The sequence below is a fragment of the Ruegeria sp. HKCCA5463 genome (genome assembly GCF_013034175.1).
Taxonomy (GTDB): Bacteria; Pseudomonadota; Alphaproteobacteria; order Rhodobacterales; family Rhodobacteraceae; genus Ruegeria.
Map to the genome: position 1 here is coordinate 1 of NZ_WQFL01000016.1, position 25,256 is coordinate 25,256.

The 25,256-nt window shown below is 57.9% G+C and carries 28 protein-coding genes and 1 riboswitch; of the genes, 11 read left to right on the top strand and 17 right to left on the bottom strand.

The features are described from left to right. Nucleotides 1–238 precede the first annotated feature (238 nt). Both GOW09_RS21345 and GOW09_RS21350 read left to right on the top strand, forming a co-directional pair. Complete coding sequence (locus tag GOW09_RS21345) at nt 239–1,276, top strand: YeiH family protein (protein WP_171120810.1); 1,038 nt, start codon at nt 239–241, stop codon at nt 1,274–1,276. A 90-nt stretch (nt 1,277–1,366) separates the two neighbouring features. Next, nucleotides 1,367–1,738, top strand: coding sequence for a cupin domain-containing protein (locus tag GOW09_RS21350; RefSeq protein WP_171120811.1), 372 nt, complete (start codon nt 1,367–1,369; stop codon nt 1,736–1,738). 63 nt (nt 1,739–1,801) lie between these two features. Here GOW09_RS21350 and GOW09_RS21355 read toward each other — a convergent pair whose 3' ends face one another. From GOW09_RS21355 to GOW09_RS21405, 11 genes are all read right to left on the bottom strand, one after another. After that, nucleotides 1,802–2,878: a 2Fe-2S iron-sulfur cluster-binding protein gene (locus tag GOW09_RS21355; RefSeq protein ID WP_171120813.1), complete on the bottom strand. Its 1,077-nt coding sequence runs from the start codon at nt 2,876–2,878 to the stop codon at nt 1,802–1,804. Continuing rightward, nucleotides 2,875–4,020 carry an aromatic ring-hydroxylating dioxygenase subunit alpha gene (locus GOW09_RS21360; RefSeq protein WP_217360301.1) on the bottom strand — a complete coding sequence of 382 codons (1,146 nt, stop codon included), beginning with the start codon at nt 4,018–4,020 and terminating at the stop codon, nt 2,875–2,877. The genes GOW09_RS21355 and GOW09_RS21360 overlap by 4 nt, the downstream gene beginning before the upstream one ends. A 32-nt stretch (nt 4,021–4,052) precedes the next feature. Next, a complete protein-coding gene (locus tag GOW09_RS21365) occupies nt 4,053–4,304 on the bottom strand; it encodes a hypothetical protein (protein WP_171120817.1) in 252 nt (83 codons plus the stop codon). Further along, nucleotides 4,301–4,894 (bottom strand): TetR/AcrR family transcriptional regulator, encoded by a 594-nt coding sequence (locus GOW09_RS21370; RefSeq protein WP_217360302.1) that lies wholly within the window; start codon nt 4,892–4,894, stop codon nt 4,301–4,303. Before GOW09_RS21370 ends, GOW09_RS21365 begins: the two co-directional genes overlap by 4 nt. A 1-nt stretch (nt 4,895) precedes the next feature. After that, nucleotides 4,896–5,327, bottom strand: coding sequence for a DUF2141 domain-containing protein (locus GOW09_RS21375; protein WP_171120821.1), 432 nt, complete (start codon nt 5,325–5,327; stop codon nt 4,896–4,898). Between the two features lie 186 nt (nt 5,328–5,513). Then, entirely contained in the window at nt 5,514–6,446 is a 933-nt protein-coding gene (locus GOW09_RS21380; RefSeq protein WP_171120823.1) for a hypothetical protein, read from the bottom strand. A gap of 7 nt (nt 6,447–6,453) precedes the next feature. Then, the gene (locus tag GOW09_RS21385) at nt 6,454–7,767 is read right to left on the bottom strand and encodes a TRAP transporter large permease (RefSeq protein ID WP_152460436.1); all 1,314 of its coding nucleotides are present in this window, start codon (nt 7,765–7,767) and stop codon (nt 6,454–6,456) included. Nucleotides 7,768–7,771: 4 nt separating this feature from the next. After that, the gene (locus GOW09_RS21390; protein ID WP_171120825.1) at nt 7,772–8,305 is read right to left on the bottom strand and encodes a TRAP transporter small permease; all 534 of its coding nucleotides are present in this window, start codon (nt 8,303–8,305) and stop codon (nt 7,772–7,774) included. Between the two features lie 69 nt (nt 8,306–8,374). Further along, nucleotides 8,375–9,352: a TRAP transporter substrate-binding protein gene (locus GOW09_RS21395; protein ID WP_171120827.1), complete on the bottom strand. Its 978-nt coding sequence runs from the start codon at nt 9,350–9,352 to the stop codon at nt 8,375–8,377. Nucleotides 9,353–9,404: 52 nt separating this feature from the next. Beyond that, the gene (locus GOW09_RS21400) at nt 9,405–10,655 is read right to left on the bottom strand and encodes an FAD-binding oxidoreductase (protein ID WP_171120829.1); all 1,251 of its coding nucleotides are present in this window, start codon (nt 10,653–10,655) and stop codon (nt 9,405–9,407) included. Beyond that, a complete protein-coding gene (locus tag GOW09_RS21405) occupies nt 10,652–11,785 on the bottom strand; it encodes an enolase C-terminal domain-like protein (protein WP_171120831.1) in 1,134 nt (377 codons plus the stop codon). The genes GOW09_RS21400 and GOW09_RS21405 overlap by 4 nt, the downstream gene beginning before the upstream one ends. A 98-nt stretch (nt 11,786–11,883) precedes the next feature. Here GOW09_RS21405 and GOW09_RS21410 point away from each other — a divergent pair, with 98 nt between their 5' ends. Beyond that, nucleotides 11,884–12,804, top strand: coding sequence for a LysR family transcriptional regulator (locus tag GOW09_RS21410; RefSeq protein WP_171120833.1), 921 nt, complete (start codon nt 11,884–11,886; stop codon nt 12,802–12,804). Here the strand turns inward: GOW09_RS21410 and GOW09_RS21415 are convergent. Next, nucleotides 12,765–14,459 carry a thiamine pyrophosphate-binding protein gene (locus GOW09_RS21415; protein WP_171120835.1) on the bottom strand — a complete coding sequence of 565 codons (1,695 nt, stop codon included), beginning with the start codon at nt 14,457–14,459 and terminating at the stop codon, nt 12,765–12,767. The genes GOW09_RS21410 and GOW09_RS21415 overlap by 40 nt on opposite strands. A 113-nt stretch (nt 14,460–14,572) precedes the next feature. On the opposite strand from GOW09_RS21415, the gene GOW09_RS21420 reads away from it, so the two are divergent. Together GOW09_RS21420 and GOW09_RS21425 are read left to right on the top strand one after the other, a co-directional pair. Beyond that, the gene (locus GOW09_RS21420; RefSeq protein WP_171120837.1) at nt 14,573–15,277 is read left to right on the top strand and encodes a GntR family transcriptional regulator; all 705 of its coding nucleotides are present in this window, start codon (nt 14,573–14,575) and stop codon (nt 15,275–15,277) included. Beyond that, entirely contained in the window at nt 15,274–15,990 is a 717-nt protein-coding gene (locus GOW09_RS21425) for an aspartate/glutamate racemase family protein (protein ID WP_171120840.1), read from the top strand. Before GOW09_RS21420 ends, GOW09_RS21425 begins: the two co-directional genes overlap by 4 nt. A gap of 46 nt (nt 15,991–16,036) precedes the next feature. Here the strand turns inward: GOW09_RS21425 and GOW09_RS21430 are convergent, their stop codons facing one another. From GOW09_RS21430 to GOW09_RS21445, 4 genes are all read right to left on the bottom strand, one after another. Further along, nucleotides 16,037–16,675, bottom strand: a complete 639-nt coding sequence (locus tag GOW09_RS21430) for a hypothetical protein (protein ID WP_371808066.1) — start codon at nt 16,673–16,675, stop codon at nt 16,037–16,039. Then, nucleotides 16,672–17,448 carry an ATP-binding cassette domain-containing protein gene (locus GOW09_RS21435; protein ID WP_170347457.1) on the bottom strand — a complete coding sequence of 259 codons (777 nt, stop codon included), beginning with the start codon at nt 17,446–17,448 and terminating at the stop codon, nt 16,672–16,674. The genes GOW09_RS21430 and GOW09_RS21435 overlap by 4 nt, the downstream gene beginning before the upstream one ends. Then, nucleotides 17,448–18,521 (bottom strand): ABC transporter permease, encoded by a 1,074-nt coding sequence (locus GOW09_RS21440; RefSeq protein ID WP_171120842.1) that lies wholly within the window; start codon nt 18,519–18,521, stop codon nt 17,448–17,450. Before GOW09_RS21440 ends, GOW09_RS21435 begins: the two co-directional genes overlap by 1 nt. A gap of 108 nt (nt 18,522–18,629) precedes the next feature. Continuing rightward, complete coding sequence (locus GOW09_RS21445; RefSeq protein WP_170347455.1) at nt 18,630–19,649, bottom strand: sugar ABC transporter substrate-binding protein; 1,020 nt, start codon at nt 19,647–19,649, stop codon at nt 18,630–18,632. Nucleotides 19,650–19,902: 253 nt separating this feature from the next. On the opposite strand from GOW09_RS21445, the gene GOW09_RS21450 reads away from it, so the two are divergent. From GOW09_RS21450 to GOW09_RS21475, 6 genes are all read left to right on the top strand, one after another. After that, nucleotides 19,903–21,027 (top strand): ROK family transcriptional regulator, encoded by a 1,125-nt coding sequence (locus GOW09_RS21450; protein ID WP_171120869.1) that lies wholly within the window; start codon nt 19,903–19,905, stop codon nt 21,025–21,027. Nucleotides 21,028–21,148: 121 nt separating this feature from the next. Next, a riboswitch (cobalamin riboswitch) is annotated at nt 21,149–21,348 on the top strand. A gap of 132 nt (nt 21,349–21,480) precedes the next feature. After that, on the top strand, nt 21,481–22,266 hold the full coding sequence (locus GOW09_RS21455) for a DUF4198 domain-containing protein (protein WP_171120844.1): 786 nt from the start codon (nt 21,481–21,483) through the stop codon (nt 22,264–22,266). A gap of 6 nt (nt 22,267–22,272) precedes the next feature. Then, nucleotides 22,273–22,884: a cobalt transporter CbiM gene (cbiM, locus tag GOW09_RS21460; RefSeq protein ID WP_152460423.1), complete on the top strand. Its 612-nt coding sequence runs from the start codon at nt 22,273–22,275 to the stop codon at nt 22,882–22,884. After that, nucleotides 22,881–23,456, top strand: coding sequence for a cobalt ABC transporter permease (locus tag GOW09_RS21465; protein WP_171120846.1), 576 nt, complete (start codon nt 22,881–22,883; stop codon nt 23,454–23,456). The genes cbiM and GOW09_RS21465 overlap by 4 nt, the downstream gene beginning before the upstream one ends. After that, nucleotides 23,456–24,235, top strand: a complete 780-nt coding sequence (gene cbiQ, locus GOW09_RS21470; protein WP_171120848.1) for a cobalt ECF transporter T component CbiQ — start codon at nt 23,456–23,458, stop codon at nt 24,233–24,235. The genes GOW09_RS21465 and cbiQ overlap by 1 nt, the downstream gene beginning before the upstream one ends. Continuing rightward, on the top strand, nt 24,232–24,882 hold the full coding sequence (locus GOW09_RS21475) for an energy-coupling factor ABC transporter ATP-binding protein (RefSeq protein ID WP_171120850.1): 651 nt from the start codon (nt 24,232–24,234) through the stop codon (nt 24,880–24,882). The genes cbiQ and GOW09_RS21475 overlap by 4 nt, the downstream gene beginning before the upstream one ends. A 104-nt stretch (nt 24,883–24,986) precedes the next feature. Here GOW09_RS21475 and GOW09_RS21480 read toward each other — a convergent pair whose 3' ends face one another. Then, nucleotides 24,987–25,199: a hypothetical protein gene (locus GOW09_RS21480; RefSeq protein WP_152460419.1), complete on the bottom strand. Its 213-nt coding sequence runs from the start codon at nt 25,197–25,199 to the stop codon at nt 24,987–24,989. Nucleotides 25,200–25,256: the final 57 nt, after the last annotated feature.

A 25,256-nucleotide genomic window follows, 5' to 3' on the forward strand; every position in this document is an offset into this window, starting at 1 on the left:
TCGAGGATCAGAAGAACGGCATCACCACGCTGATCGAGGCCCTGATCAACCAGGAACTCGGCGAACCCTTCCGCCGCGACGCAATGAAAAAACCCGTCGCCGTCGCCGGAATCTCGGCCGACGACATGAAAGCTCAGGTCGAGCTGTAATCTGATCATGCCTCCACCCGGGCCGAATACGGTGCGGGTGGGAGCAGGCTTTGCCTAAAAGGCAACTCAAATATTGCAAAGGAAGTAAGATGCAGGTGTTGAGTGCATCCAACTCGCCGTGGCTTCGGGCACGGTCTTTCGTTCGTTTGAACGGGCACGGTTTCCTTGTTTCCGTGGTTGTTGCCGTCGCAGCGAAGTTCTTGTCCGAACATTATGGTGCCCCGGCGATGCTGATGGCCTTGTTGCTGGGCATCGCGTTCCATTTCCTGGCCGAAGACGACGCAGGCGACTGCAAGGCCGGAATCGAATTTACCGCACGAACCGTTCTTCGTTTTGGCGTTGCGCTGCTTGGGGCGCGTATTTCCGTTGAATTGATGATGAGCCTTGGCGCGGATCTGATTGCCGTTGTGATTGCGGGTGTGATCCTCACGATCCTGTTCGGCCTTCTAGGCGCGCGCCTGCTGGGTCGTGGCTGGCGCTTCGGTGTGTTGACGGGCGGTTCGGTTGCGATTTGCGGCGCGTCGGCCGCGATGGCCCTGTCTGCCATTCTGCCCAAAAACGAGCATTCGGAGCGAAACCTGGTTTTCACGGTATTGTCGGTCACTGTTCTGTCGACAATCGCGATGATCGCCTACCCCATCCTCACCGAGGCTTTCGAATTCAACGACGAGGTTTCCGGGGTCTTCCTGGGCGGCACGATCCACGATGTCGCGCAGGTTGTCGGGGCCGGGTTCTCGGTTTCGGATCAAACCGGAGAGGTTGCGACACTGGTCAAACTGATCCGTGTCGCCATGCTGGCCCCGGTGGTTCTGGTCATCTCGTTTCTTGTCCGACGCCACGCGGATTTCGGCGAAGAAGACGGCAAGCGCCCGCCCATTTTACCGATGTTTGTCGTTGGCTTTCTGATCTTTGCCGTCCTGAATTCAATGGGTCTGATCCCGGACGTGGTCTCGTCGGTAATGGCCGATCTCAGCCGATGGGCGCTGCTGGTGTCGATTGCGGCAGTGGGCATGAAGACGTCGCTCAAGCGGATTCTGGATGTGGGCGGGCAGGCCATTGTCCTGATCGTGGCCGAGACGATCTTCATCGCTGCTCTCGTATTGGCGGGTGTCTACCTGTTTCATTAGAGGATGGCGGAAATCCAAGTCCAGCACGTGACTGACCATTGGCCGGTCACGTCATCTCGCAATACACGTCCAGCAGGAGGGGATGACCTCATGACAACACAGGTACTCAACCTTTTCGATGAGCCCGCAACGCGCAGCGAACGGCGTTTGGCGGATCTTCCCGATCGCGTTGTCGGGGGTGATCCGCATCACAAGATTGGAATGCACTTCACCAGCCCGGATGGGCAACTGTCTGCTGGGATCTGGACGTCCACGCCGGGCAAATGGCACGCGTTCACGGACAAGGACGAATATTGCTATATCGTCAAAGGCCATTGTGCCCTGATCCACGAAGACGGGACCCGTCAGGATTTTCGCACCGGGGCCAGCTTTTTGATCCCCAACGGCTTTCGCGGCTATTGGGAAGTCGTGGAAGAAACGACCAAGCACTTCGTGATCCGAGATTGTGCGCCGGACGCATGATCTGATCCGCGAACGAACCTGAGGCGGCGTGAAACGGCATGCGTCAGGCGCGTCATCGGTTCTTCAGCGACGGGTCTGGTCAAAGCTGATCGCCAGTTTTCCCGCCGTGGGTATTGACTGGCAGGTCAGGATTTCTCCGGCTTTGATGTCTTCATCCTCCAGCGCCATGCGCGCCCGCATATGAACTGTGCCGTCGGTCAGTTTGGCCCGGCACGCGCCGCAGACCCCCGATTGGCAGGAATAGGGTGGCTTGAGCCCCGCTGACTGCGCTGCGTGAAGAACGGTCTGCCCCTTGGTGATCGAAATGAGGTGTCGGGCGCCTTCCAGCGTCAGTTCAGCGGTTGCGTCCACCCCCTCAATACCAGCGTCCAGATCCGGCGCAGCACCATAGCTTTCCATGTGGATGCGGTTCGCGGGCACATCAATGGACATCAATGCCGATTTGACGGTCTGGTTCATGTTGCCCGGACCGCAGACATAGTATTGAGCGTCCTGGGCGTAAGGAGGATACTCGGCGATCAACGCTTCGATTGCGGCCTGGTCGATCGTACCCTGCCGCCAATATTCGGCGCTGGACCACCAGCCGGGCTTCGAAAAGACATGATTGATTGTAAAACGTTCGGGATGCGCTTCCTGAAGAACGTTCAGCTCTTGCTGCAACAGGATGCTCTTGGCGTTTGTGTTGCCATACACCAGATGCGCGACTGAATGGGGCTCGGCTGTCAAAACCGAGTTCAGCATCGCGTAGAGCGGCGTGATGCCAGAACCCGCGCCAAAAAAGTAATGGGTGCGCCGCGCCGTTTCGTCGGGGTCCAGGCAGAAACTGCCAAATGGCGGCATGACGTCAATGGTTTGTCCTTCCTGGACAGTGTCGTTGATGAAGTTGCTGACACGGCCACCCTTGACCCGTTTGACGGTGATGCGAAGCGGGCCCCCGGAGTAAGGTGAACTGGAGATCGAATAGCTTCGACGGTGCTCTTTGCCATCAATATTGAAACGCAGGGACACGTGTTGGCCCGACCGCCAGGCGAATATGTCCATCAGGCGGTCAGGTACCTCGAACATAACGGTCTTAGCCACGCCATCCAGTTCAACTCGGGTCCCGCAAACGCGCAGTGGGAAAAAGTCACGTGGGTTCATTTCCCTTCTCCCAACCATTGCAGAACAACTTTCTGGTGCTCGATGACGGGGCTTTCACCGTTTGCTGCCGGACCTGCTTCAAAATACGGAGAATGCAGGGATTTCTGCTGCTGCTCGCACGCGTAGATGTCTTCGCCGGTAAAATCGCCAGCAACCATCGGGTCATCTTCGCCCATCGCGTCACTGGATTCGTATTTTCCGCCTATTCCAAACTTGGACCAGAAAGAGGACGACTTCATCGACTGTTTGGTGAATTCCCATTCCGAGCTGTTGGACACCCGCCCGCGGTTGTGAACTCGTGTCAGTTCCGGGCCAAGGGGTTCGACAATGAAGATGCTCCAGCCGTCTTCCGAAGCGGCCAGTCCAATCCCCGGAAACAGCATCGGCACCCAGGCGCCGTTCATGTCTTTGGGAATGACGCGCGGGGCGGTCAGTTTGCTGTCCTGATCTTCCAGAAATTCTGCCACCGGCGGCTCCCAAAACATGTAATGAGGTCCTTCCCAGCGGAATTCGGCGGATTTGTGGTCATACATCTGCAGCGTATTCGAATGCAGATGGCTCAGGTGGTAAACGTCGATGTAATTTTCGACGACAACCTTCCAGTTGGCCTTTATCTCATAGCTGGTGTTCAGGTCTTCGTACTCGATCAGCTCTTCCGGTACGTGCGGGCCGATATGGGGTTCGACGGGGCCGAACCATTCGGCGATGGAAGGCGCGTCGGGGTCTGGATGGACGAAAATCATCGATTTCCAGATGTCGACCTTGGCGGGTTTCAGGCCAAGACAGGACTTGTCGACCTTGCCATATTCCTCGTGCTCATCCGGCACCGAAATCAGATTGCCTTCAAGATCGTAGGTCCAATCGTGGTAAGGACAGGTCAATGCTTTTTGCGTTTTGCCAACCGCGCGGATCAATTGGGTGCCGCGATGGCGGCAGATGTTATGGAAGGCGCGCAGGCGACGATCGCGCCCCATGATCACGAATATATTGTTGAGTCCGGCCTGCACGGCGATGAACTGGCCGGGTTCACTGACATCCTCCATAAAACCGGCGTAGCGCCAGGTTTTGGAGAAGATTTCGCGCATTTCCCGGTCGAACCAATCCTGGCTCGTGTAAGCTTCGACCGGCAAAAGGTGCAGCATGGGTTTCATTTGAGCCTCTTGTGAAGGAATTTTCAAAACGTTTGGGGGAGAAAGTCGATGGCGATCATCGACAGGCCTAATGCGACCCAGGCGAGTTGGATCAGCCAAAACAGGATGGGGTCCTCATCCCGGGTTTCGTCGGTCAAAAGCAAAGCGTGACCGGAATAGAAATTCGGGATTGTCCAGAACATGAAAAGAAGCCCCCACAGAGCCTGATAGCCAAGTACCGTCGTCACCATCAGCGCTGCGAAGGTGATGTAGTTTAGCTGTCGCTTGCGTGTCATGGTTCTTGCTCCAGGCCATTGAACAGCGCACGCGCGGCCTGTTCGGCCTGCGTTTTCCAGACATTCGGCATATCCAGAGGGGCCAAAGATGTCGCGTTGAAATAAAGCGCCACAATGCCATGAGCGGCGGTATTGACCTTTGCGGCATCCACATTCGGGAAATCCGCGCGCAGTATCGCAGCAATCGTAGTTTCAAAGGCAAGCAGAGCCTCTCGACAAGCCCGGCGAAGCGAAGCATCCTCGACCGCCCGCGCGGTGAGTGCTGCGAAGGCAAGTACCATATCCGGTGACGTCTGGTTCATGTCCGAGAACAGAAGATCGATCAGATGTCTTGATTTTCCCGACGCCGGCAAGCCTGCAACGAGTGCATCAGACTGGTCCGAAAAACTTTTCAGAACATAGTCTTGCAGGGTCGTAATCAATTCATCCCGATTGCCCAGGTGATGCCGGATCAGAGGCCGTGTCAGGCCCGCTTCCTTGGCTATTTGCGAAAGCGATGCACCATCAAGGCCATATCTTGCAACACATCTGACCAGAGCCTGCATAATCTGCTCATAACGTTCATCACGATTTGAGGGGCGCCCGATCATGTTATTTCCAGTATTTCAGCTTCAGGTCTGCGGTTGCACCGGTGCCGACGGCGACAGCGGCATTCGCGAATTCCGGCGGCAGACCGTTCTGCCCCATACCGCCAAAGGCGTACCCTTCGGTTGGGACATCCTTCTCGGTATCCAGGTCGTTGTTGCTGTTCTCGTCGTGAATCGCGGCAATCGCATAGGTGCCAAGCGGGAGATTGTGAAAGGTGACCGAAGCAAAGCCCTTGACAGCAGGAATGGAAGCCAAGGCCGCCGCGTTCGCCACGTCCATGGCCCTAAAAGGTTTTGAGTCATCGAACACGGCAATGATCAAATCACCCTCTGCATTGCGCACGTCCTGCACCGTCGCAGTGAGAGTTTGTGCGGATGCCCCGAGGGTTGAAGCCAGTGTCATTACAGATGCGACGACCAGTTTGCTAATCGGCATGATATACCCTTTACTGTCAATATTGACAGTAAATAGGAAGAGTCCAATTAACTGTCAATAGTGACAATTATTTACCCGATTTCCCTGAGCGTGTTTTTTTGCATTGAACCAAGCACGAGGTATCGGCCCAACGCCGACAAGGATCGGAGAAAAGGGATAAAAATATCCTAAGGCGGCTTTCCAAAGCTACTCGGGCAAGACTTGCCTCATGTAGTGATGACGCATGACCATTGGCGTCAGGTACATCGGGATTTGATACGCTCCGATGAAGGCCATGATGGGTGCGGTGACCTCGGGCGGCAAAGCAACGAAGAATATCGCGATGTTTCTGTTTCCCGCGATCAAAGAGACAGCGGTTGCTCTGGCTGCCGGCAGACGTCCTCGGGTAATCCGGAACGAAAGGAATTGTGCTCCGAAATTGGCCAGACAGGCGAGCGCGATCCAGAAGGCGGCGAGGGCCGGGCTTTTCAGCGCAGTGTTGCTGACCGAAGGCATCAGGCCGATGACAAAAACGGCCAAGGTGATTGTGCCCAACCCCTCCAGATTCACCAATGTGGAGCGTGATGGTGAACGCAACCAGACGCGCCGGACAACAATGGCGGCGCCGGTTGTACAGAGTATCGTCAACAGCAGTTGCAACCCGGCCAGCAGAACAGAGTGAATGCCGCCCAGTTCTGGCATGAGCAGGAACACCGGAAACGCTGTCAATGGCAACAGGGCAGTGCCAACCACCATCATTCGCATCGCGTGTTCAGGTGGGTAGCCCATCATCAAACACATGTTCGGACTGCCGGAAATCGAGGGCGCAGCCGCCATGATGAGCAGGGACAGAAGCACCGGCGTTCCGGTCCATCCCCCGACAAATCCGATGGCCAGAATGATCAGCGGTATCACGAATTGAAACCCGATGACGGTGAACGCGACCTTGTGCAGATCGCTCAACGATCCAAGAATGGTTTCGGGGTCCATTCTCAGGACGGTGACGAACAGCAACAACACGACCAGGGGCGGCAGCAGGCCTCGCATAGGCTCGGCCAAACCCGGCAATAGAAGACCCGCCGCCAATCCGGCGACCAGAACACGGGGCCCGTGGCGGGCCGCCAGATGGAGCAGGTTCAAGGCCGTTTTACCCGCCCGGGCTCTGACGCAAATTCTCGGGCAGCCAGGTGGCGAGGTCGGGGAACCAGATGAGGATGAAAACCATCAGCACCATGATCAGGAACATCGGGATCGCAGCGCGTGCGATATAGCTCATCTCATGGTTGGTCATGCCCTGCATCACGAACAGGTTGAATCCGATCGGTGGTGTGATCTGCGCCATTTCAACAACGACCACGATGAAGATGCCGAACCAGATCAGGTCAATGCCAGCGTCGCGGATCATTGGTTCCACCACGGCCATGGTCAGCACGACGGAAGAAATCCCGTCAAGAAAACAGCCCAGAATGATGTAGAACACCAGCAGGACCATAAGCAGTTCGAAACGGGTCAGTTCCCAACCTGCAATCAGATCGGCCAGCCCGCGCGGCAGACCGGTGAAGCCCATGGACAGTGACAGAAACGCAGCGCCGGCAAGGATCAGGGCGATCATCGCGCTGGTTCGTGTGGCGCCCATCAAGCTTTCAGTGAATGTCTTCCAGTTCAACGACCCCTGGCCTGCCGCCAGCAGCAGGCCGCCGATCACCCCGAAAGCCGCAGCTTCGGTCGCAGTGGCATAGCCCAGATACATTGAGCCGATGACGACCGTGATCAGAAGGATCACAGGCAACAAAAAGCGGGAATTTCTGACTTTCTCGGAGAAGCTCAGCTTGCCCTCGACATCCGGGGTCCAATCTTTGCCCAACTTGGAATAGATCGCGACATAACCCATGAACATCGCTGCCAGCACCAAACCGGGAAGGATGCCGGCAAAGAACAGCTTGGTGATCGATTCATTGATCGTCACCCCGTAGACGATCAGGGTTAGGGACGGCGGGATCATCAGCCCCAGAGTGGCCGCGCCGGTCAGAGTACCGATGATCATCCGTTCGGGGTAGTTGCGCTTCCGCAGTTCGGGGATTGACATCTTTCCGACGGTGGTCAGCGTTGCGGCCGACGAACCTGAGACTGCCGCGAAGACGGTACAACCCACGATATTGGTATGCACCAAACCGCCGGGCAAGGGGGCCATCCAGGGGGACAGCCCTTTGAACATGTCTTCGGACAATCGCGTGCGGTACAGGATTTCGCCCATCCAGATGAACATGGGCAGGGCGGTCAGGGTCCACGACGACGAAGCGGACCAGATCGTCGTGATCATCACGTCGCCCACGGGGCGGGTGGTGAACAGCTCCATCCCGACCCAGGCGACCCCCATCAGGGCCAGGCCGACCCAGACGCCGGTACCGAGCAACGTGAACAGAACAAAAAGGAAAAGGATGATGACAGACAGATTTTCCATGCGTCTATTCTCCGTGGCTCTGGTCGGCCAGATCGCGGACAATGCGATGGTCACCTTTGAACAGGACGTGGATCAGGTGATCCGTCAGCGCGATGGCCAGGATCAGGGCTCCGATCAGCATCGCGGATTGCGGAATCCACAGCGCGGTTCTGTCCTGACCCTGGCTGATGTCGTTGAACTTCCAGCTCCAATAGACGAAGCGATAGGCATACCAGCAGAAATACCACATGACGGCTGTGCCGATGGTGAAACACCAGATTTCAAGGACACGCCGCACGCTGTCCGGCACCGCGTTCAGAAGGATCGAAACCCGAATGTGGCTGCCCCGGTTCAACGCATTGGCAAAGGCCAGAAAAGATGCCGCCGCCATTGCATAGCCGGCATAGTCGGGCGCTCCGGGAAATACTTCACCGGTCCAGCGGGCCAGCATCTGCACGACGATCAGCAAAAGAATGGCAATCAGGCTGACCGCCGCCAGTACCCCCGCTGCAAGATAGATGAAATCCAGAACGGACCGAAGCCCCCGCAATACTGCCATGGCGTCCCCGCTTTGTTATGATTGGATGGAAAACAGGCGACGCAATGCAGCGCCGCCTGCCTCGAACGGTTACTGAGAGGCGTTGAACGCGTCGACGATGGCTTTGCCTTCGTCTCCGGCGGCTTCCAGCCATTCATTGGTCATGGTCACACCAATCTCTTTTAGCTCATTCGTCATCTGCTCGGATGCCGGACCGACGGTCATGCCACCATCACGCAGACCTTGCAGAGTAAAGCCGGTATATTCCTTGGCGCGCCAGTTGCCCGCGTATTCCGCCAGCTCTGCGCAGGCCTTGATGACGTTCTTGTTGGCGTCGGACACGCCCGACCAGACATCCGAATTCACCATCACGTAGTTGCGCGGCAACCAGGCATCGACTTCGTAGAAATAGTTCAGGCTTTCCCAGACCTTGCGGTCATACCCGGTCGATCCCGAAGACACCATCGACTCGGCGACACCCGTCGCAAAAGCCTGACTGATTTCTGCCGCTTCGATCGTCACCGGCAACATGCCCGTCAGCTCGGCCAGTCGCGAAGTCGCGTTGTTGTACGAACGGAACTTGATGCCCTTCATATCGGCGACCGAGTTCACCTCATTCTTGAAATACAGCCCCTGCGGTGGCCACGGTACAGCATAAAGCAGCGTCAGGTTCTGCTCTGCCAATACTTTTTCGATAGATGGCTTAGCGGCCTCCCAAAGCTTGGCGCTGTCGTCGAACGAGGTCGCAAGGAACGGGATCGAATCGAAACCGAACAACGCGTTCTCATTCTGGTGGCCGGACAGAAGGCGTTCGCCGATCGGGGCTTGCCCGGTCTGGATTGCGCGTTTGATATCGGCACCTTTGAACAGCGAGCCGGATGGATGCGTAACGATTTCGATCTCACCGCCGGTTCCGGTCGTTACACATTTGGCGAATTCCGCACCGGTGGCCGAATGGAAGTTCGACGCCGAATAGGCCATCGGCATGTCCCATTTTTCGGCCATGGCCGGTGCCGCCGCGGCAGCAGTCAAAGCGGTTGCTGCCAGAAGGTTTGTCAGTGTTTTCATCGTTTTCTCCCTATCGAGTTTTGAAATACCGATGTTCTTCATCGGTCTGTTCTTATGTTGCAAAGCGCGACGGCGCGTAGACGCTTACGTCGGTGTTCGGGGTTCTGCCCGCGATCATCTGCGCCAGAAGCCGTCCGGTCTTTGGCCCGCCTGTCAGGCCGATGTGATGATGACCAAAGCCCATATAGGCCCCTTTGATACCGGGCACGTCACCGATGATCGGGATCGAGTCAGCCGGGGCCGGCCTGTGCCCCATCCATTCCACTTCCTCCTTCCATGTTATGCCCGGAAACGCGGCCCGGGCATTTCTTCGCATCAATTCAAACGGCGCGCGCGAGGGCGGTGCGTCCAGCCCTCCGAACTCCACAATACCCGCCAAGCGTATGCGCCCATCCATGGGCGTGGCAACAAACTTGCCCGAAGCCACCATGACCGGGCTGCGGGGCATGGCAGAAGGCGCCACCAATTCAAGATGATAACCGCGCTCGCTTTCAAGAGGAACAGAAACCCCCAGTCGCTTGGCCAGTGGCCCCGACCAAACGCCAGCCGTGACAATGGCGGTGTCGCAAGCGATGGTCTCACCACCCGCGCGCACACCGGTAACGCGGCCGTTCTCGCGGGTGACGTCCTCGACATTGGCGCGGATGATCCGACCACCGCCAGCCTCGACATGGGCGGCCAAGTCTTTCACGTACTGCCCGGGATCGGTGATATGACCGTGGTTTGACAGCTTGGCAGCGAAACCGATATCCGGGCTGAACACGGGGTCATAGTCGTGAAACGCCTTGCCCTCCAGTTCTTCCCAATCAAAGCCGTTCTTCCGCCTTATTCCCCAGCCCAACGCATCTTGTTCAAAATGGGCCCGGTTCTCGTAGAGAAACAGATAGTCGCTGGGCACGATCCACTTTTCAGCACGCGTGCCTGTTGCCAATGCCTTGTGATCATTCAGGCTGTCGCCGACGATCGGCGTCAGCGCCGCCGCGATCCGTTCAACGTCTGCCACGTTCGCGTGGCTCAGATATTGCCGGAGCCATGGGAGCAGCTTCGGCAAATACCCCCATTTCAAAAACAGCGGCTGCGACGAGCTCAGCAACATTTTGGGTGCTTTGCCAAGCAGTCCGGGAACCGTCACAGGTATGATGGAACAGGACGCCAGCACACCGCCATTGCCATGAGACGTGCCTTCACCCGGTCCGGCCTTGTCGAACAGGATCACGTTGTGCCCGTCCCGTTGCAGCCAGACCGCGGCCGACACGCCGACGATACCGGCGCCGATGATGGCTATGGTTTTCTTGTCGCTCATTCTGAAACCGCCCTGGCCACTGCGTAATGGTTCAGTTTGGCCACCTCGGGCCTGCCGCCAAGCCCGGGGGTTTCGGGCACGCAGACCTGACCGTTCCGGATCCGGAAGGGTTCTTCCAGAATGTCCTCTTTCAGGAAATAGGACGCCTGATAAAACTCGCAGCCCAATGTGATCTCGGGTGTCGCGGCAATCAGATGGGTGCCCGCAAGATGGGCTAGGCCGGCCTCGAACATGTCCCCGCCATACGCCGTCAGGCCGTGCGCCGCCGCGATGCGGGCGACCGTTTGCCCGCGGGTCAGTCCGCCAGACTTCATTATTTTCACCGAGACACCATCGCAAATGCTTTCACGCGCGGCGCGTTCCATATCTTCGGGACCAAAGACGCTTTCATCGGCGAGAAGGGGAACATCGGTCATATGACGTAGCTTCGCCATCATGCCGAAGTGATGGGCGCGAACCGGCTGTTCGATGAAATCAGGATTGAACCGGGCCACGTCCCGCACCCGCGTCGGAGCCTCCTCGATGCTCAGCCCCTGATTATAGTCCACGCGGACCGAGAATTCAGGGCAGTTCTGCGCAAGGTACTCCAACCGCATGATGTCAAAGGCGTGATCCTTGAACCCGGTCTTGAGTTTGACAATCCGCACGCCGTCCTCTCGCAACCGCGCCAACAGGTCTATGTCCTGAGAAAAGTCCGGGTTGGCGATGGAACAGCTGAGCGGAATGGTGCTGCGGCAGCGACCGCCCAGCAAAGACCAGACCGGGATGCCGCTGATACGGCCGGCCAGATCCAGCAGCGCGGTTTCCAGCGCGGCCTTGGCCTCGGTGCAATGCGCCACGGCACAGGCCGCGCGCGCCATGATGGCTGACCGGTCGCCCACGCGGGCGCCAAGAACAAGAGGGCGTATATATCGATCCAGTGCCGCGAATGTCGCTTCCGGGGTGCCGGTGAACACCGACCAAGGTGACGCTTCGCCAAATCCCTGTGTGCCATCCTCGGATGTCAGTCGCAGCATGACGACTTCGCAGGCGCCTTCGACGGATCCTATACCGTGATCCCGGCGGGACGTGACCGGAAGCTTCAGGTGCCAAAGGTCGTAACCGATGATGTTTTGTGACAGATCGTTCATTCCGCCCCCTGTGGTTGAGCGAAAGCCTGCCTTGACGAGCATATCATTTCAAATACTATATCTTCGACAGTTCATCAGAAAAAATGATACGGTAATCCATGTCCCTGCGCTTTCGCCAGCTTCAAGCGTTTCACGCCATCATGGAAACCGGAACCGTAACCGGTGCGGCGTCGGTACTTGGGATATCCCAGCCTGGTATCAGCAATCTGTTGGCTCAGTTGGAACGCGAAGCGCGACTGCCTCTGTTCGAACGCAACAAGGGCCGTTTGCTGCCCACCCCGGAAGCCGAGCTGCTGTTCCGCGAAGTCGACACGGTCGTGCGCGGGCTGGATCACGTGGCACAGGCCGTGACGGATTTGCAGAACAAACATCCCGGTCAATTGCAGGTTGCGGCTCCGCATCTTCTGTCATTTGGTTTCATGCCGCGCGAGATCGCTCGTTTTGCCAAAAGCCGCCCGAACCTGTCCGTCAGTTTCCAGTCGCAGTATTCATCCAAGATTCAGGAATGGGTGATTTCAGGCCTGTTTGAAATCGGCATCGTAGAGATGCCGATCCTGCACGACACTCTGAATTATCAGGTGTTTCAATTCGAAACGCTTGCGACTTTTCCAGAAAACAGCCCCTTGGCGGATTATGACGTTCTGACACCGGAAATACTGGAAAACGAGCCCTTCATCGTGATGGGCCCGGAACACCAAACCCACCGTCGAACCCGTGACATCTTTCAGGCATCCGGGCGCACGTGGCGGACACAGATTCACACGCACCTGTCCGAGAACCTGCTGAGTTTTGTGAAACAGGGCATGGGTGTTGCGATGATCGATCCCTTTACCGTGACGTTCGATGGTGAGAGCGGGTACAAGACCCGCCCGTTCAGGCCATCCGTCATGCTGGATCTTGCAATCATCACCGCAAAGGGGCGCCCCCTGTCCACGATTGCGCAGGAGTTTCTGGCCCAGCTGACCCCGTCGATTGCCTCTTACGCGACCCATTCCGACACAGGTGCAGCGGCCTCGTGAAGCTGCTGCGAATGGATGTCGACCAATGTGGGGCCGTCATGTTCGACGGCCTGTTTCAGCACCTTCGGCAAGTCCTCAGGGTCTTTGACCGTCCATGATTTCACTCCGAAGGCGGCTGCGACGGCGGCGTGGTCAGTCCGGTTGAAATCGACGTTGTAATAGCGTTGATCAAACCCAGCATCCTGACCCGCCTTGATCCATCCGAAGACCGAGTTCGAGAAAACGATCGAGGTGATCGGCATTTTGTGCCGAACCATCGTTTCAAATTCACCGCAGGTGAACCCAAACGAACCATCGCCCATGACGGCCAGGGTCTTGACCGAGGGCCGGCCGACATGTGCACCCATGGCCGCCCCCAGAGAATAGCCCAGTGCTCCATGTGCGCGATTTGTTATGAAATGCCGCCCGGGTTGCCGCCAACGGTAATGCGCGCTGAAATAGGGGCAGGGGGTGCCAGGGTCAGCGACCACAATCGCATCGTCGTCCAGAATGTCCATCAGGGACGCCATGACAGCCTCTGGCCGGATCGGCATTTCCCGACTTGCAGCCAAGGGGTCAAACGCCGCCGCCTTGGCCTCCCACGCGGCGCGGGCCTTGGTTGCTCCGTCTTGGCCGTTCAGGTCTTGCCGGTCCTCCAGCGCTCGGGCCAATGCCTCAAGCGCGAGGCGGGCGTCAGCGCAGATCGCCACTTCGGTCTGATAGTTTGCGCCGATCACCATGGGGTCGCTGTCGATGTGAATGATCGTGGTGTAGCGCCCGGGGCTTCTCCACCGTTCGGTCGTGACCGAACCGGCGCGGCACCCGATGAACAGGACGACATCAGCCTGATCCACCACGGCGCGTGTCGCGGGGATGCCGCCGTTCGATCCGACGACACCCAGGGCCAGAGGATCGGTTTCGGCGATGGACCCTTGGCCTGAAACGGTTGTGGCGACGGGCATGTCCAACAGACCGGCGACGCGGCGCAACGCATCGGTTGCGCCGGACAGAACGGGGCCGCCGCCACATACCGCGACGGCGGTTTTGGCCCGGGCAAGAATGGCTGCGGCTGCTTCGATGGCATCAGGATCGGGGGCAGCCCGTTCGGCGGGATAGCTGCGATGCTGGTCGTCGGCCCAGATTTCCGCTTCGTCCACCTGTGCCTTCTGCGTATCAAACGGCAGCGCCAGATGGGTCGCGCCGGGTGTTCCCGTTGTCATCGCCCGGAATGCCGCACGAACCATGGCCGGAAGCCGGGCGGCATCATCCAGAGACGCGTTCCACTTCGTCAGTGGGCGGAACAACGCCGGCTGATCCAGTTCTGTCAAAGGGTATTTCCCGCGGCTGGTTGTCGCCACATCGGAGGTGATCGCCAGGATTGGAACCGAACTTTCATTGGCCTCGACCACACCCGGCAGAATGTAGGTTGCGCCACCGCCGGAAGGGCCTTCGCAAACGCCGGGCTTGCCTGTCACGCGGGCATAGCCATCCGCCATGTAGGCGGCGTGCCGTTCGTCGCGGGTCAGAATGTGCTGAATGCCGTGATCCACTCGGGCGAGCGCGTCATAGAACGGCAAGGTGGTATCGCCGCACAGGCCGAACATATGCGTCACGCCATGCGCCTCGAGCATACGCACCATCGCCTCGGCTCCGGTCAGGTAATTCGTCCCTGTCATGGTTCGCGATTCCTTCGAGTAAAAAATTGCACACATAGCTGTATACAGGCTTGCATATTGATTTCAAGATTTGAGTGTGGCACCTGTGAATCAACCGAAGAAGGGCATTGTTTATGGCGGGTCCACGCGTCGATGATATCTATGATCAGGTCAAAGCGATGGCGGTCTCCTTCCGCCTGCGCCCCGGTGACCGCCTGAACGAGGTCGCTCTGTCCAGGGATCTGGGCGTCAGTCGCACGCCGTTGCGAGAAGCGTTGAACCGTCTGGTTGCCGAACGGCTGTTCGATTTCCGCCCGGGGCAAGGGTTCTTTTGCCGTTCCTTGGATGCGCAAAGCGTGTTCGACCTTTTCGAGCTGCGCCAGATCATCGAATCCGCGGCGGCCCGATCCGCCTGCGCCAGGGCGACCGATGAAGACCTGCAAATGCTGCGTGACGAACTTTACGAAACGGGCATCGACATCACCGGCCTGACGATCGAAGAAGCAGTTAGCCGGGACGAAGCGTTCCATCTGGGGATCGCAAAGCTGTCAGGGAACATGGAGTTGTTGCAAACTCTGACGCGGATCAACGAGCGTATCCGCTATATCCGTTGGATTTCCATGAGCATGGACCGGGTGCAGAAGTCCAAGGACGAACATAAACACGTCATGAAGGCCCTGCTGGATAGGGACGCGGACGAGGCGGCCCGGGTTCTGGCGGCTCATATCACAAAGCGAATGGATCAGGTTCAGGACGCTGTGCGTCACGGGATTACCAGCATCTACATGGAAGGGGCCGAAGACATCTCGACCCGCATTGTCGAGGAGGCACAGGGATGATCGTGCAGGGCGGCAAATCCATTTACGGCGCATCGGTGGGAATCCTCATGCTGGACGCGCAATTCCCAAGAATTCCCGGTGACATGGGCAATGCGCAGACATGGCCGTTTCCGGTGCTTTACCGTATCGTCCGGGACGCCTCGCCCGATCGGGTGGTCCGGCATCGGGCCGAAGGTATGCTCGAGGTCTTCATCGACGCCGCGCAAGAGCTGGTCAAAGACGGCGCGGACGGAATAACAACCAATTGCGGGTTCCTGTCCCTGTTCCAGAAGGAGCTGGCCGAGGCCGTTCCGGTTCCCGTCGTCACCTCGTCCTTGATGCAGGTCGAAATGGTGAATCGCATCCTTCCCAAGGGAAAGCGCGCGGGCATTCTGACCATTTCGGCCTCCACCTTGACCAATGACCATCTTCAGGCTGCCAATGTCCCCTTGGACACGCCAATCGGCACAACCGAGGGTGGGCGGGAGTTCACCCGCGCAATTCTTGGCAATGAATCGCGTCTGAATGTTGAGAAAGCCCGGGAGGACAATGTTGAGGCCGCAATCGCGTTGGCCTCGGACAATCCCGAACTTGGGGCAATAGTTCTGGAGTGCACGAATATGTGCCCCTATGCGCCGGACATTCAGCAGGCGACCGGGCTGCCGGTGTTTTCGATCGTGCCCTTCGTGACTTGGTTCCAAGCCGGTCTTGTTCCGCCGGTGTACCGGAACTGACCTTTGGCCTTTCATCAAGACGGATTGTGTTGGCCGCAGGCAAAACTCAAGCCAGTGTCAGATCACCGGGTATCGAATTTCGGATCACGCGCTGTGCATTCGGAAGATCGTTCGACTGCGCACGGTCCTTGGCGGCATTGGCGTCCAGACCATGGCCGATCCATCTGTTGGTCAGGCGGGTTTCGAGTGTTTTCAAATCGGTGTCCAGAAATACCTTGAGTGCCCACAGTTGGTGAAGGTCCGACCAACCCGGCTCGTTCAAGAGAAGGTAATTGCCCTCAACCAGAACAACGCGCTGATCCGCCGTGATCATGGACCGCGCGGCAATGGCCAGATCCAGTTCCCGGTCAAACGCGGGTATTGCGACTTCTTCTTCCGCACGCAATCGATCAAGCAACGCATGAAAGCCGGCAAGATCAAAGGTTTCAGGAGATCCTTTGCGGTTCAGCAGGCCGCGATCCTTCAAGATCACGTTGTCATAATGGAAGCCGTCCATGAAGACCAGTCCGGTTGCGACGCCGCGTAGATTCAGCTCTTTGGTCGCAAGGCTGGCCGCAGTCGTTTTCCCCGATCCCGGTGGCCCGGCAATTGCGACAAGATGACGGTCTTGCAGCGGAGGCAAAGCCTGAACGGCATCCGCGATCCTGGTTGCAAGCGCTTCGGGGGTGGCACGTGTATTCGTCACGCGGCCTGATCCTCGGCGGGCGGTTCCTTGGCACCGGTCATGAACGCCACAGCGTCGGACATCGTGTAATCCTTGGGATCAACGACGCAGAGGCGTTTGCCAAGCCGGTGCACGTGAATTCGATCGGCGACCTCAAAAACATGTGGCATATTGTGGCTGATCAGGATGATCGGAATGCCCCGCGATTTCACGTCGAGGATCAGTTCAAGAACGCGACGGCTTTCCTTCACACCCAGTGCGGCCGTTGGCTCGTCCAGGATGATGACTTTTGATCCGAACGCCGCGGCACGCGCCACGGCAACACCCTGACGCTGACCCCCGGACAGAGTTTCAACGGCTTGATTGATGTTCTGGATCGTCATCAGACCCAGTTCGCTCAGCTTGTCGCGGGCGAATTTCTCCATCGCCGGACGGTCGAGCATTCGGAGCCATGATCCCAACGGCCCTTTGCGCCGGATTTCGCGCCCCATGAAGATGTTGTCCGCAATCGACAGGGCGGGGGACATCGCAAGCGTCTGGTAGACCGTTTCGATACCGGCTTCGCGCGCGTCAATCGGCGAGTGGAAATTCACTTTCCGGCCTTCCAGCCAAACATCACCTTCATCCGGCACCACCGCGCCCGATATCGCCTTGATCAGTGTTGACTTGCCTGCGCCGTTGTCGCCGATCACGGCCAGAATCTCGCCCGGCATCAGATCGAAATCGCACTGATCCAGCGCCGTTACCTTGCCGTAGCGCTTCACAAGGTTCCGTCCTTTGAGAATAGGTTCCATCAGGCTGCCACCTTTCTGATCCACTGGTCGACCGCGACCGCTGCGATGATAAGGATGCCGATCAACAGGAACGTCCATTGCGCATCAGCGCCCAGCAATCGAAGCCCAAGCGTGAAGACCCCGACGATCAACGCTCCGAACAATGATCCGAGAATGGACCCGCGGCCACCGAACAGGGATATACCCCCGATCACGACCGCCGTTATGCTTTCAATGTTTGCCAACTGTCCTGACGTCGGAGACACGGAGCCAATGCGACCAATCAGAGCCCAACCCGCGAAGGCGCAGATCAGCCCGGACAGCATGTAAACCGACATCAGCGTGCGATGCACATTGACACCGGACAGCTCGGCAGCTTCCGGATCATCACCGACCGCATAGACATGCCTTCCCCAGGCGGTATGACGAAGCGCATAGGAAAGAACGAGGATAAGCACCAGCATGAAGATCACGCCGACGGTGAATACTGCCCCTCCGACGTTGAACTTGGCACCGAACAGTTGCAGGATGCTGGCATGTTCCTCGATCTCCTGTGACCGGATCGTTTCGTTCTGAGAATAAAGGAAATTTGCCGCGAGAACGATTTGCCACATGCCAAGCGTCACGATGAACGGTGGCAGTTTGATGCGGCTGACAAGATAACCGTTCACCGCGCCGATTGCTGTGCCAACGAGAAGGCCGCAAATGATCGCGACCGATGGCGGCAGCCCATACCGGAAGGTGAACTGACCCATCACAACCGACGACATCACCATGATTGCCCCGACGCTGAGGTCGATACCGGCGGTCAAGATGACGAGGCTTTGCGCCGCCGCCACGATCCCGACGATCTGGACCTGCTGCAAAATCAGGGTCAGTGCAAATGGCGAGAAAAACTTGGAGCCCAACAAGACACCGAAAATGACGATGGCAGCCACAAGGACGATCAACGGCACCAGAGAGGGGTTCACATGCAGAAAATGCTGAACCGTTCCGACAAACCCGCGGTGGTGATCGTCAAATTCGGCAACCTGTTCCGGGCTGCCTTTCGCAGCGGCTTCGAAGTCGTCTGATCGTCGTGAAGTATCGGACATGAATGTTCCCCCAAAGCGTCAGGTCACTGACGACTTTAGCAAGTTTTCGGGCGATTGGGTGGTTTGAAAAGCGGAAGGCCGCCCTCTGCGGCCCTCCGGGTGGTCAGGTCATCCCCAGCAGAGGTCCATGCCTTCCTTGACCGAGATCGACTCGACGCCTTCGGCGGGCTTGTCCGTTACAAGCGCCACGCCGGTGTCAAAGAAATCCTTGCCGGGTGTGTTTTCAGGCTTCACGCCTTCGTCCGCCCATTTCTTGACGGCCTCAACCCCCAGTGATGCCATCAACAGCGGGTATTGCTGCGACGTCGCGCCGATCACACCGTCGGCAACGTTTTGGACGCCCGGGCAGCCTCCGTCCACGGAAACGATGAGCACGTCATTTTCGCGCCCGATGGCTTTCAGCGCTTCATAAGCGCCTGCTGCCGCAGGTTCGTTGATGGTGTGAACAACGTTGATCGTCGGATCCTTGGCCAGAAGGTTTTCCATCGCGCGGCGACCACCTTCTTCGTTGCCGGCGGTGACATCACTCCCGACCAGACGGGGGTCATCTTCATCGCCGATCACGTTCGGGTCCGCCAGATCGATACCGAAGCCTTGCAGGAAACCCTGATTGCGCAGCACATCCACTGTCGGCTGGCTGACGGCAAGATCCAGTGTCGCGATTTTGGCGTCGTTGGCCGCGTCGCCCAGCGTGGCTTTTGCCCATTGTCCAATCAGCAGCCCGGCCAGGAAATTGTCCGTGGCAAAGGTCGCGTCAGCCGAGTCAATGGGTTCCAGCGGCGTATCCAGAGCGATAACCAGAACACCTGCATCCCGCGCCTGCTTCACGGCCGGAACGATGGATGATGTGTCCGAGGCCGTCAGCAGAATGCCCTTGGCGCCGTCCAGAATGCAGGTCTCAATGGCTTGCACCTGCGTTTCATGGTCACCGTCAACTTTGCCCGCAAAGGCTTTGAGCGTCATTCCCAGCTCTTCCGCTTTTGCAGTCGCACCTTCTTTCATTTTGACAAAGAACGGGTTGGTGTCCGTCTTGGTGATCAGGCAAACAGTTTCGCCTTCCGCCATTGCACTGCCAGCCATGGCAGTAACCCCGAGCGCAGCAGCACCCGCAAGTTTTGCAAGTTTCATCGATTATCCTCCCAGTTTTTTCTATGCCGAGTAGGGCACGAGGGCGATCAGGCAAAAAATCCTGACCCCATAAGAAACAATCACAAGATTCGAATTTTGAGTCAATAAATAAATCACTCTTATTTATTATTGACAGGGCGGGCGGGCTTTCTCATTCTTCAACAGGAAAGGGGTGGTCGTGCCGGAAAATTCATCTCGGAAAAATTCGATTGGCCTGCACGGGTCAGAGGTGCGCGGAACCAACCAAAGCGGGATGCGGGCCCGGAACGAACGGCTTGTATTGTCGCTTGTCCGGCGTCACCAGGCCCTTTCGAAGTCCGAGATCGCGCGCATGACAGGACTGTCGGCACAAACCGTTTCCGTCATCATGCGGCTGTTGGAGAAGGATGGTTTGCTTTTGCGCGGCGAACCGGTCCGCGGGAAAGTCGGGCAACCTTCCGTTCCCATGCGACTTAACCCGGATGGTGCCTTTTTCTTTGGGCTCAAGGTGGGGCGTCGCAGTGCCGAGTTGGTTTTGACTGACTTTGTCGGAAATGTGCGGCAACGCGATCGGCGAACCTATGACTATCCAACGCCGAAAGCCACTTTGGAGTTTTCCACTGAGAGTCTGGGCAAAATGATATCATCCATGTCGCCTGAGGCCAAAGGCAGGATTGCGGGACTTGGGATTGCCATGCCGTTCTACCTATGGGACTGGGCCCAGACCCTTCAGGTTCCTCAGGAAGAAATGGACCCGTGGCGCGTATCAGACCTGAAGGCTGACCTGGCGCGGCGCCTCGATATTCCGGTATTCCTGCAAAATGACGCCACTGCGGCTTGTGGGGCGGAATTGGTATTCGGTCCAGCCGATGGGCCCAGGGATTTCCTGTACTTCTATATCGGGTTTTTCATTGGCGGCGGTGTGGTCCTCAATGGCGCAATCTTTTCGGGACGTGGAAACGCGGGCGCAATCGGCCCCTTGCCTGTGCCAGATGATGCCGGTGGTGTCAGACCCCTTATCGACGTGGCCAGCCTGTATGTGCTCGAGCGTGCAATCACCACAGCAGGTGTCACGTCGCATTCCATTTGGGAAACGACCCAGCGTTGGGATGTGCCAAAAGTTCAACTGGAATACTGGTTGAAACAGACGGCGAGTGGGATTGCCTATGCGATTGTCTCGTCCTGTAGCCTGATAGATTTCGAATGCGTGAAGATTGACGGCTGGATGCCGCAGGACATCAAGGCGCGTTTGGTTGAAATGGTCGAAGACAAACTGTCTGAGCTTAACCTGACCGGTCTCGAGCGCCCTGCCGTGCTGGCAGGGACCGTGGGCCCGGAAGCACGCTCACTGGGCGCGGCGAGCCTGCCGTTGTCGGAAAGGTATCTTTCAGAAGCTTAGATGTGAAATCACCTTGTTGCCTTGGATATTTCACAAACTGGTTCACTCTCGCAAACTGCCGAGCTCATTATTTTCGATGGCCGTAACACATTTTCGTTGACGGAGGGCTGAGTTGTCTGGCAAGCCGCTCGGCATGTCCGGTTCCGGGGCTTGCTCTGGAATCAATAGGGAATGCGGTGCGGGCTCAGGCCCAATTCCGCAACTGCACCCGCAACTGTAAGCGGCGAGCAGGGCTGAAACGCCACTGGGGGTTGCCCGGGAAGGCCAGTCCGACGCTTTGACCCGCAAGTCAGGATACCTGCCGGACATGTGCCCTCACAAGGGGCACTCCTAATCGGCGACGGGATGTGCGTCGGACCAGGATGCCTGAAAAGGGTAATTTGGCGTTGAATGTCCCGTGGTCAAAACGAATTTCGCGCCGGGATTGGCGCGACGGGACAAGGACGACTGTTCATGAAAACGCTGCTCAGCGCAGCCGCTGCCGCGGTGGCTCTTCCTGCCATAGCAAATGCGCATTTCCTTTTGGAATACACCACCGACACCATGATCGAGAAACCGGGCGATGTACCGGTCAAACTGATTTTCTGGCATCCGTTCGAGAATGGCCATGTCATGGATCTGGAAAAGCCGCAGGAATTCTATGTGATCCACAACGGTGAAAAGACCGATTTGCTGGACACGCTGGAACCTATCCGGTTCACTGGCGGGGAAAACGAGGGTGCGGCGTTCAAGGGCAGTGTCCCGGTCAAACGTTCGGGCGACTATGTGCTGGTGACGGTTCCTCAGCCTTATTATGAGGAATCCGAAGACATTTATATCCAACAGCTCACCAAAGCCTTCCTGAACCGCAACGAATTGCCGACCGACTGGATGAATCCCGTGGGTCTGCCGACCGAGATTATCCCGCTGAACAAGCCGACCAACATCATCGCGGGTTCGACTTTCACGGGCCGTGTGCTGGCTGATGGTCAGCCGGTTGCGGGGGCCGAGATCGAGATCGAGTACATGGCCGCCGAACCCGACATGGAAAGTTCGGCCGTTTCTGCACCGAAAGCGTCTCCTATGCCGGGTGGTGCGGTGGTCGCAATATCTGACGACAACGGGTACTTTTCGTTCGGCGTTCCGAAAGCCGGTTACTGGGGTTTCGCCGCCCTTGGTTCCGGTCCGGCAACCGAACATGAGGGCAAAGAACTCAGCCAGGATGCGGTCATCTGGATTCGTGCCTGGGATCTGGAGTAACCCCAAATGCACATCGTCGACGGAGCCCTTTCCAACCCGGTTGTAATTGGCGGCGCCATAGCCGCCGCGGGCGGGATCGCCATGGGTCTCAGGTCTCTGGATCTTGATCGCATCCCCACTGCGGGCGTGCTGTCAGCCAGTTTCTTCGTGGCATCCTTGATCCACGTGCCCATTGGTCCGTCGTCGGTCCATCTGATCCTCAACGGCATGGCCGGGCTGCTGCTTGGTTGGGCCGCATTCCCGGCTTTGTTCGTCGGGCTTTTGCTACAGGCGGTCTTTTTCGGCTTTGGCGGGTTGACGGTGTTGGGGATCAACACCGTCAATATCGCCTTTCCCGCAGTGGTGGCCGGAATGTTGTTCGGTCGTCTGATCGCGCGTGGAACGCCTTTGCAAGGTGCAATTTGGGGGGGCGTCGGCGGCGCATTTGCGATTGCGGCGACAACCGGCATGGTCGCGTTTTCCTTGGCGCTGTCGGGGGATGAATTTCTGCCTGCCGCCAAGCTTGTTTTCTTCGCCCATATTCCTGTCATGGCCATCGAGGCGATTTTGACCGGGTTCGCCGTGTTGTTGGCGCGCAAGGTCAAGCCCGAGCTGTTTTTCAGAGGAGCAGCCACATGAAGCATCTGGTTGTCATATTGGCCGTGTGCTGCGCACCTGTGCCTGCCCTGGCGCACAAGGTCATAGCCGGCGTTTTCGAGTCGGGAGACGTCATCGAGGGCGAAATTGGCTTTTCTAACGGCGACATGGCAAACGGCACCGAGGTCATTGTCACCGGCCCGGATGGGGCCGAGCTGGGTCGATCGGTCACGGATGCGGACGGTTTTTTTGTCTACACGCCGACCTCGGCCGTGGCGCACACCTTCTTTGCCAACCTTGGCGCCGGGCATGTGGCCGAAGTCACGATGTCTGCCGAAGATGTCGCGCGGATCATGGGCGTTGCCGTGGCAGAAAACGGTGGCTCATCTTCGGCTGCTGTGACGCAGGCCAGCGGTTCGGCGGCGTCTCTCAGCGCCGAAGAGCAGCAGGTTATCGCCAAGGCCGTACGTAACGAATTGCGCCCGCTCAGGCGCGAGATTGCGGCCTATCGCGAACAGAATGACCTGCAAACCATCCTTGGCGGGATCGGGTACATCGTTGGTCTGTTTGGTCTGGGCTTTTACATGGCGGCCCGCCGCAAGCTGGCCTCCTGATGGCACACGTTCTGGGGCACAAGGAAAAAACACTGTCCGAAGCCGGTGACGGACCAGAAGGTCTGATCAGCCTGCTGGATCCTCGGATGCGGATCGTCATGGCAGTTGTTTTTGCGGTCGTGACCGTGGCGCTGTCATCCCTCGGCGCGCTCTGCGCGGCGCTGACAGTGTCGCTTTCGCTTCTGATAGTTTCACGTCTGCCGCGGCGAAAGACGTTGAAGCGAATGGCCATGATGGATGGGTTCATCCTGTTCATGCTGGTCCTGTTGCCCTTTTCCATGCCCGGGGATCCGATGTTCACGCTTTGGGGATTCTCCGCAAGCTGGCAGGGTTTTTGGAAAGCGGTCGAGATTGCCTTGACCGCCAATGCCGTGATCCTGTCCCTGTTGGTTTTGGTCGGGACGATGGAGCCGGTTACACTGGGCCACGCCCTGCATCGTCTGCGGTGCCCCGAAAAGCTGGTTTACCTGCTGATGTTCACGATCCGGTATATCGAGGTCTTGCGCGAAGAATACCTGCGGCTGCGCGCCGCCATGAAGGTGCGTGGTTTTCGGCCAGCAACAAACTGGCACACATATCGCAGCTTTGGCTACCTTGTGGGTATGATGCTTGTGCGCGCGATCGAAAGATCAGAACGCATCCTGGCCGCTATGAAGTGCCGGGGGTTTTCCGGGCGTATGCCGTTGCTTCAGGAATTTGCCCTGACCCGTGCGGACATTGTGTTCGCGGCAGGTTTCAGCGGTCTCTGCCTGGGTCTGATCGTTCTGGAATTCGCATGACACTGATCGCGCTTGAAGACATCTGTTTTTCCTACCCCGGCCAGCCACCCGTTCTGGACGGGGCAAGCCTGAGCCTGAGCGCGGGGCAGCGCCTGTCCCTGACAGGCCCGAACGGAGCGGGGAAATCGACGCTCCTGCGGATTTTGCTTGGGTTGCAGCGCCCGTGTTCAGGCACCGTCACCGTTTTTGGTCAGCAACGCGTGGAAGAGGCTGATTTCCATGAGGTCCGCCGCCGGGTGGGGCTTGTATTTCAGGATGCGGACGATCAGCTGTTCTGCCCGACCGTCGCCGAAGACGTTGCTTTTGGTCCGCTCAATCTGGGCAAGACCCGTGACGAAGCACTTGCCATCGTCGACAAAGTACTGGGCGATCTGGACCTGATGCACCTGAAGAACCGCATTACCCATAAATTGTCAGGCGGAGAAAAGCGTCTGGTGACCCTGGCGACGGTTCTGGCGATGGAACCCGAAGTGCTGTTGCTGGACGAACCGACGAATGCGTTGGATACGAAAAACGAAGCGCGCCTGCTGGAAATCCTGCGCGCGTTGCCACAGGCGATTTTGCTTGTCAGTCATTCGCCGGCGTTCCGCTTGGAACTGGCGCCCGATGAACTGGATCTTCGCGACGGGAAGCTGGTGCCGGTCTGACCTGTTCTCGTGGCAACCGGACATGGTGGTTTCAGAAATGCAATCATACCGCCTGAGCCACGCCATGAAACGGAAAGCGAACCTTGCGCGTCGTCAGGCCTTGGCTATGTGCGTCTGCGGCTCATCAGCCCATATTTGACCGCCCATGCCCGAAAGGACCCGCGTCTGCGCCTGTCCTGTTTCACAGGTTGCCTGGATTGCGCACCGCCTTTGCGGTTGAATTCGAACACGTCGATTATCCGCTCGGCACAGCCACAGGCTTCGCCCATGCCGACTTTGGCGAAATAGAATTTCTCGAAACGCTCGGGGTTTTGCATGGCTGACCTCCTGAATGCATTGAACCTCATGAAGGGCGCATTGCCAAATCACTTTCG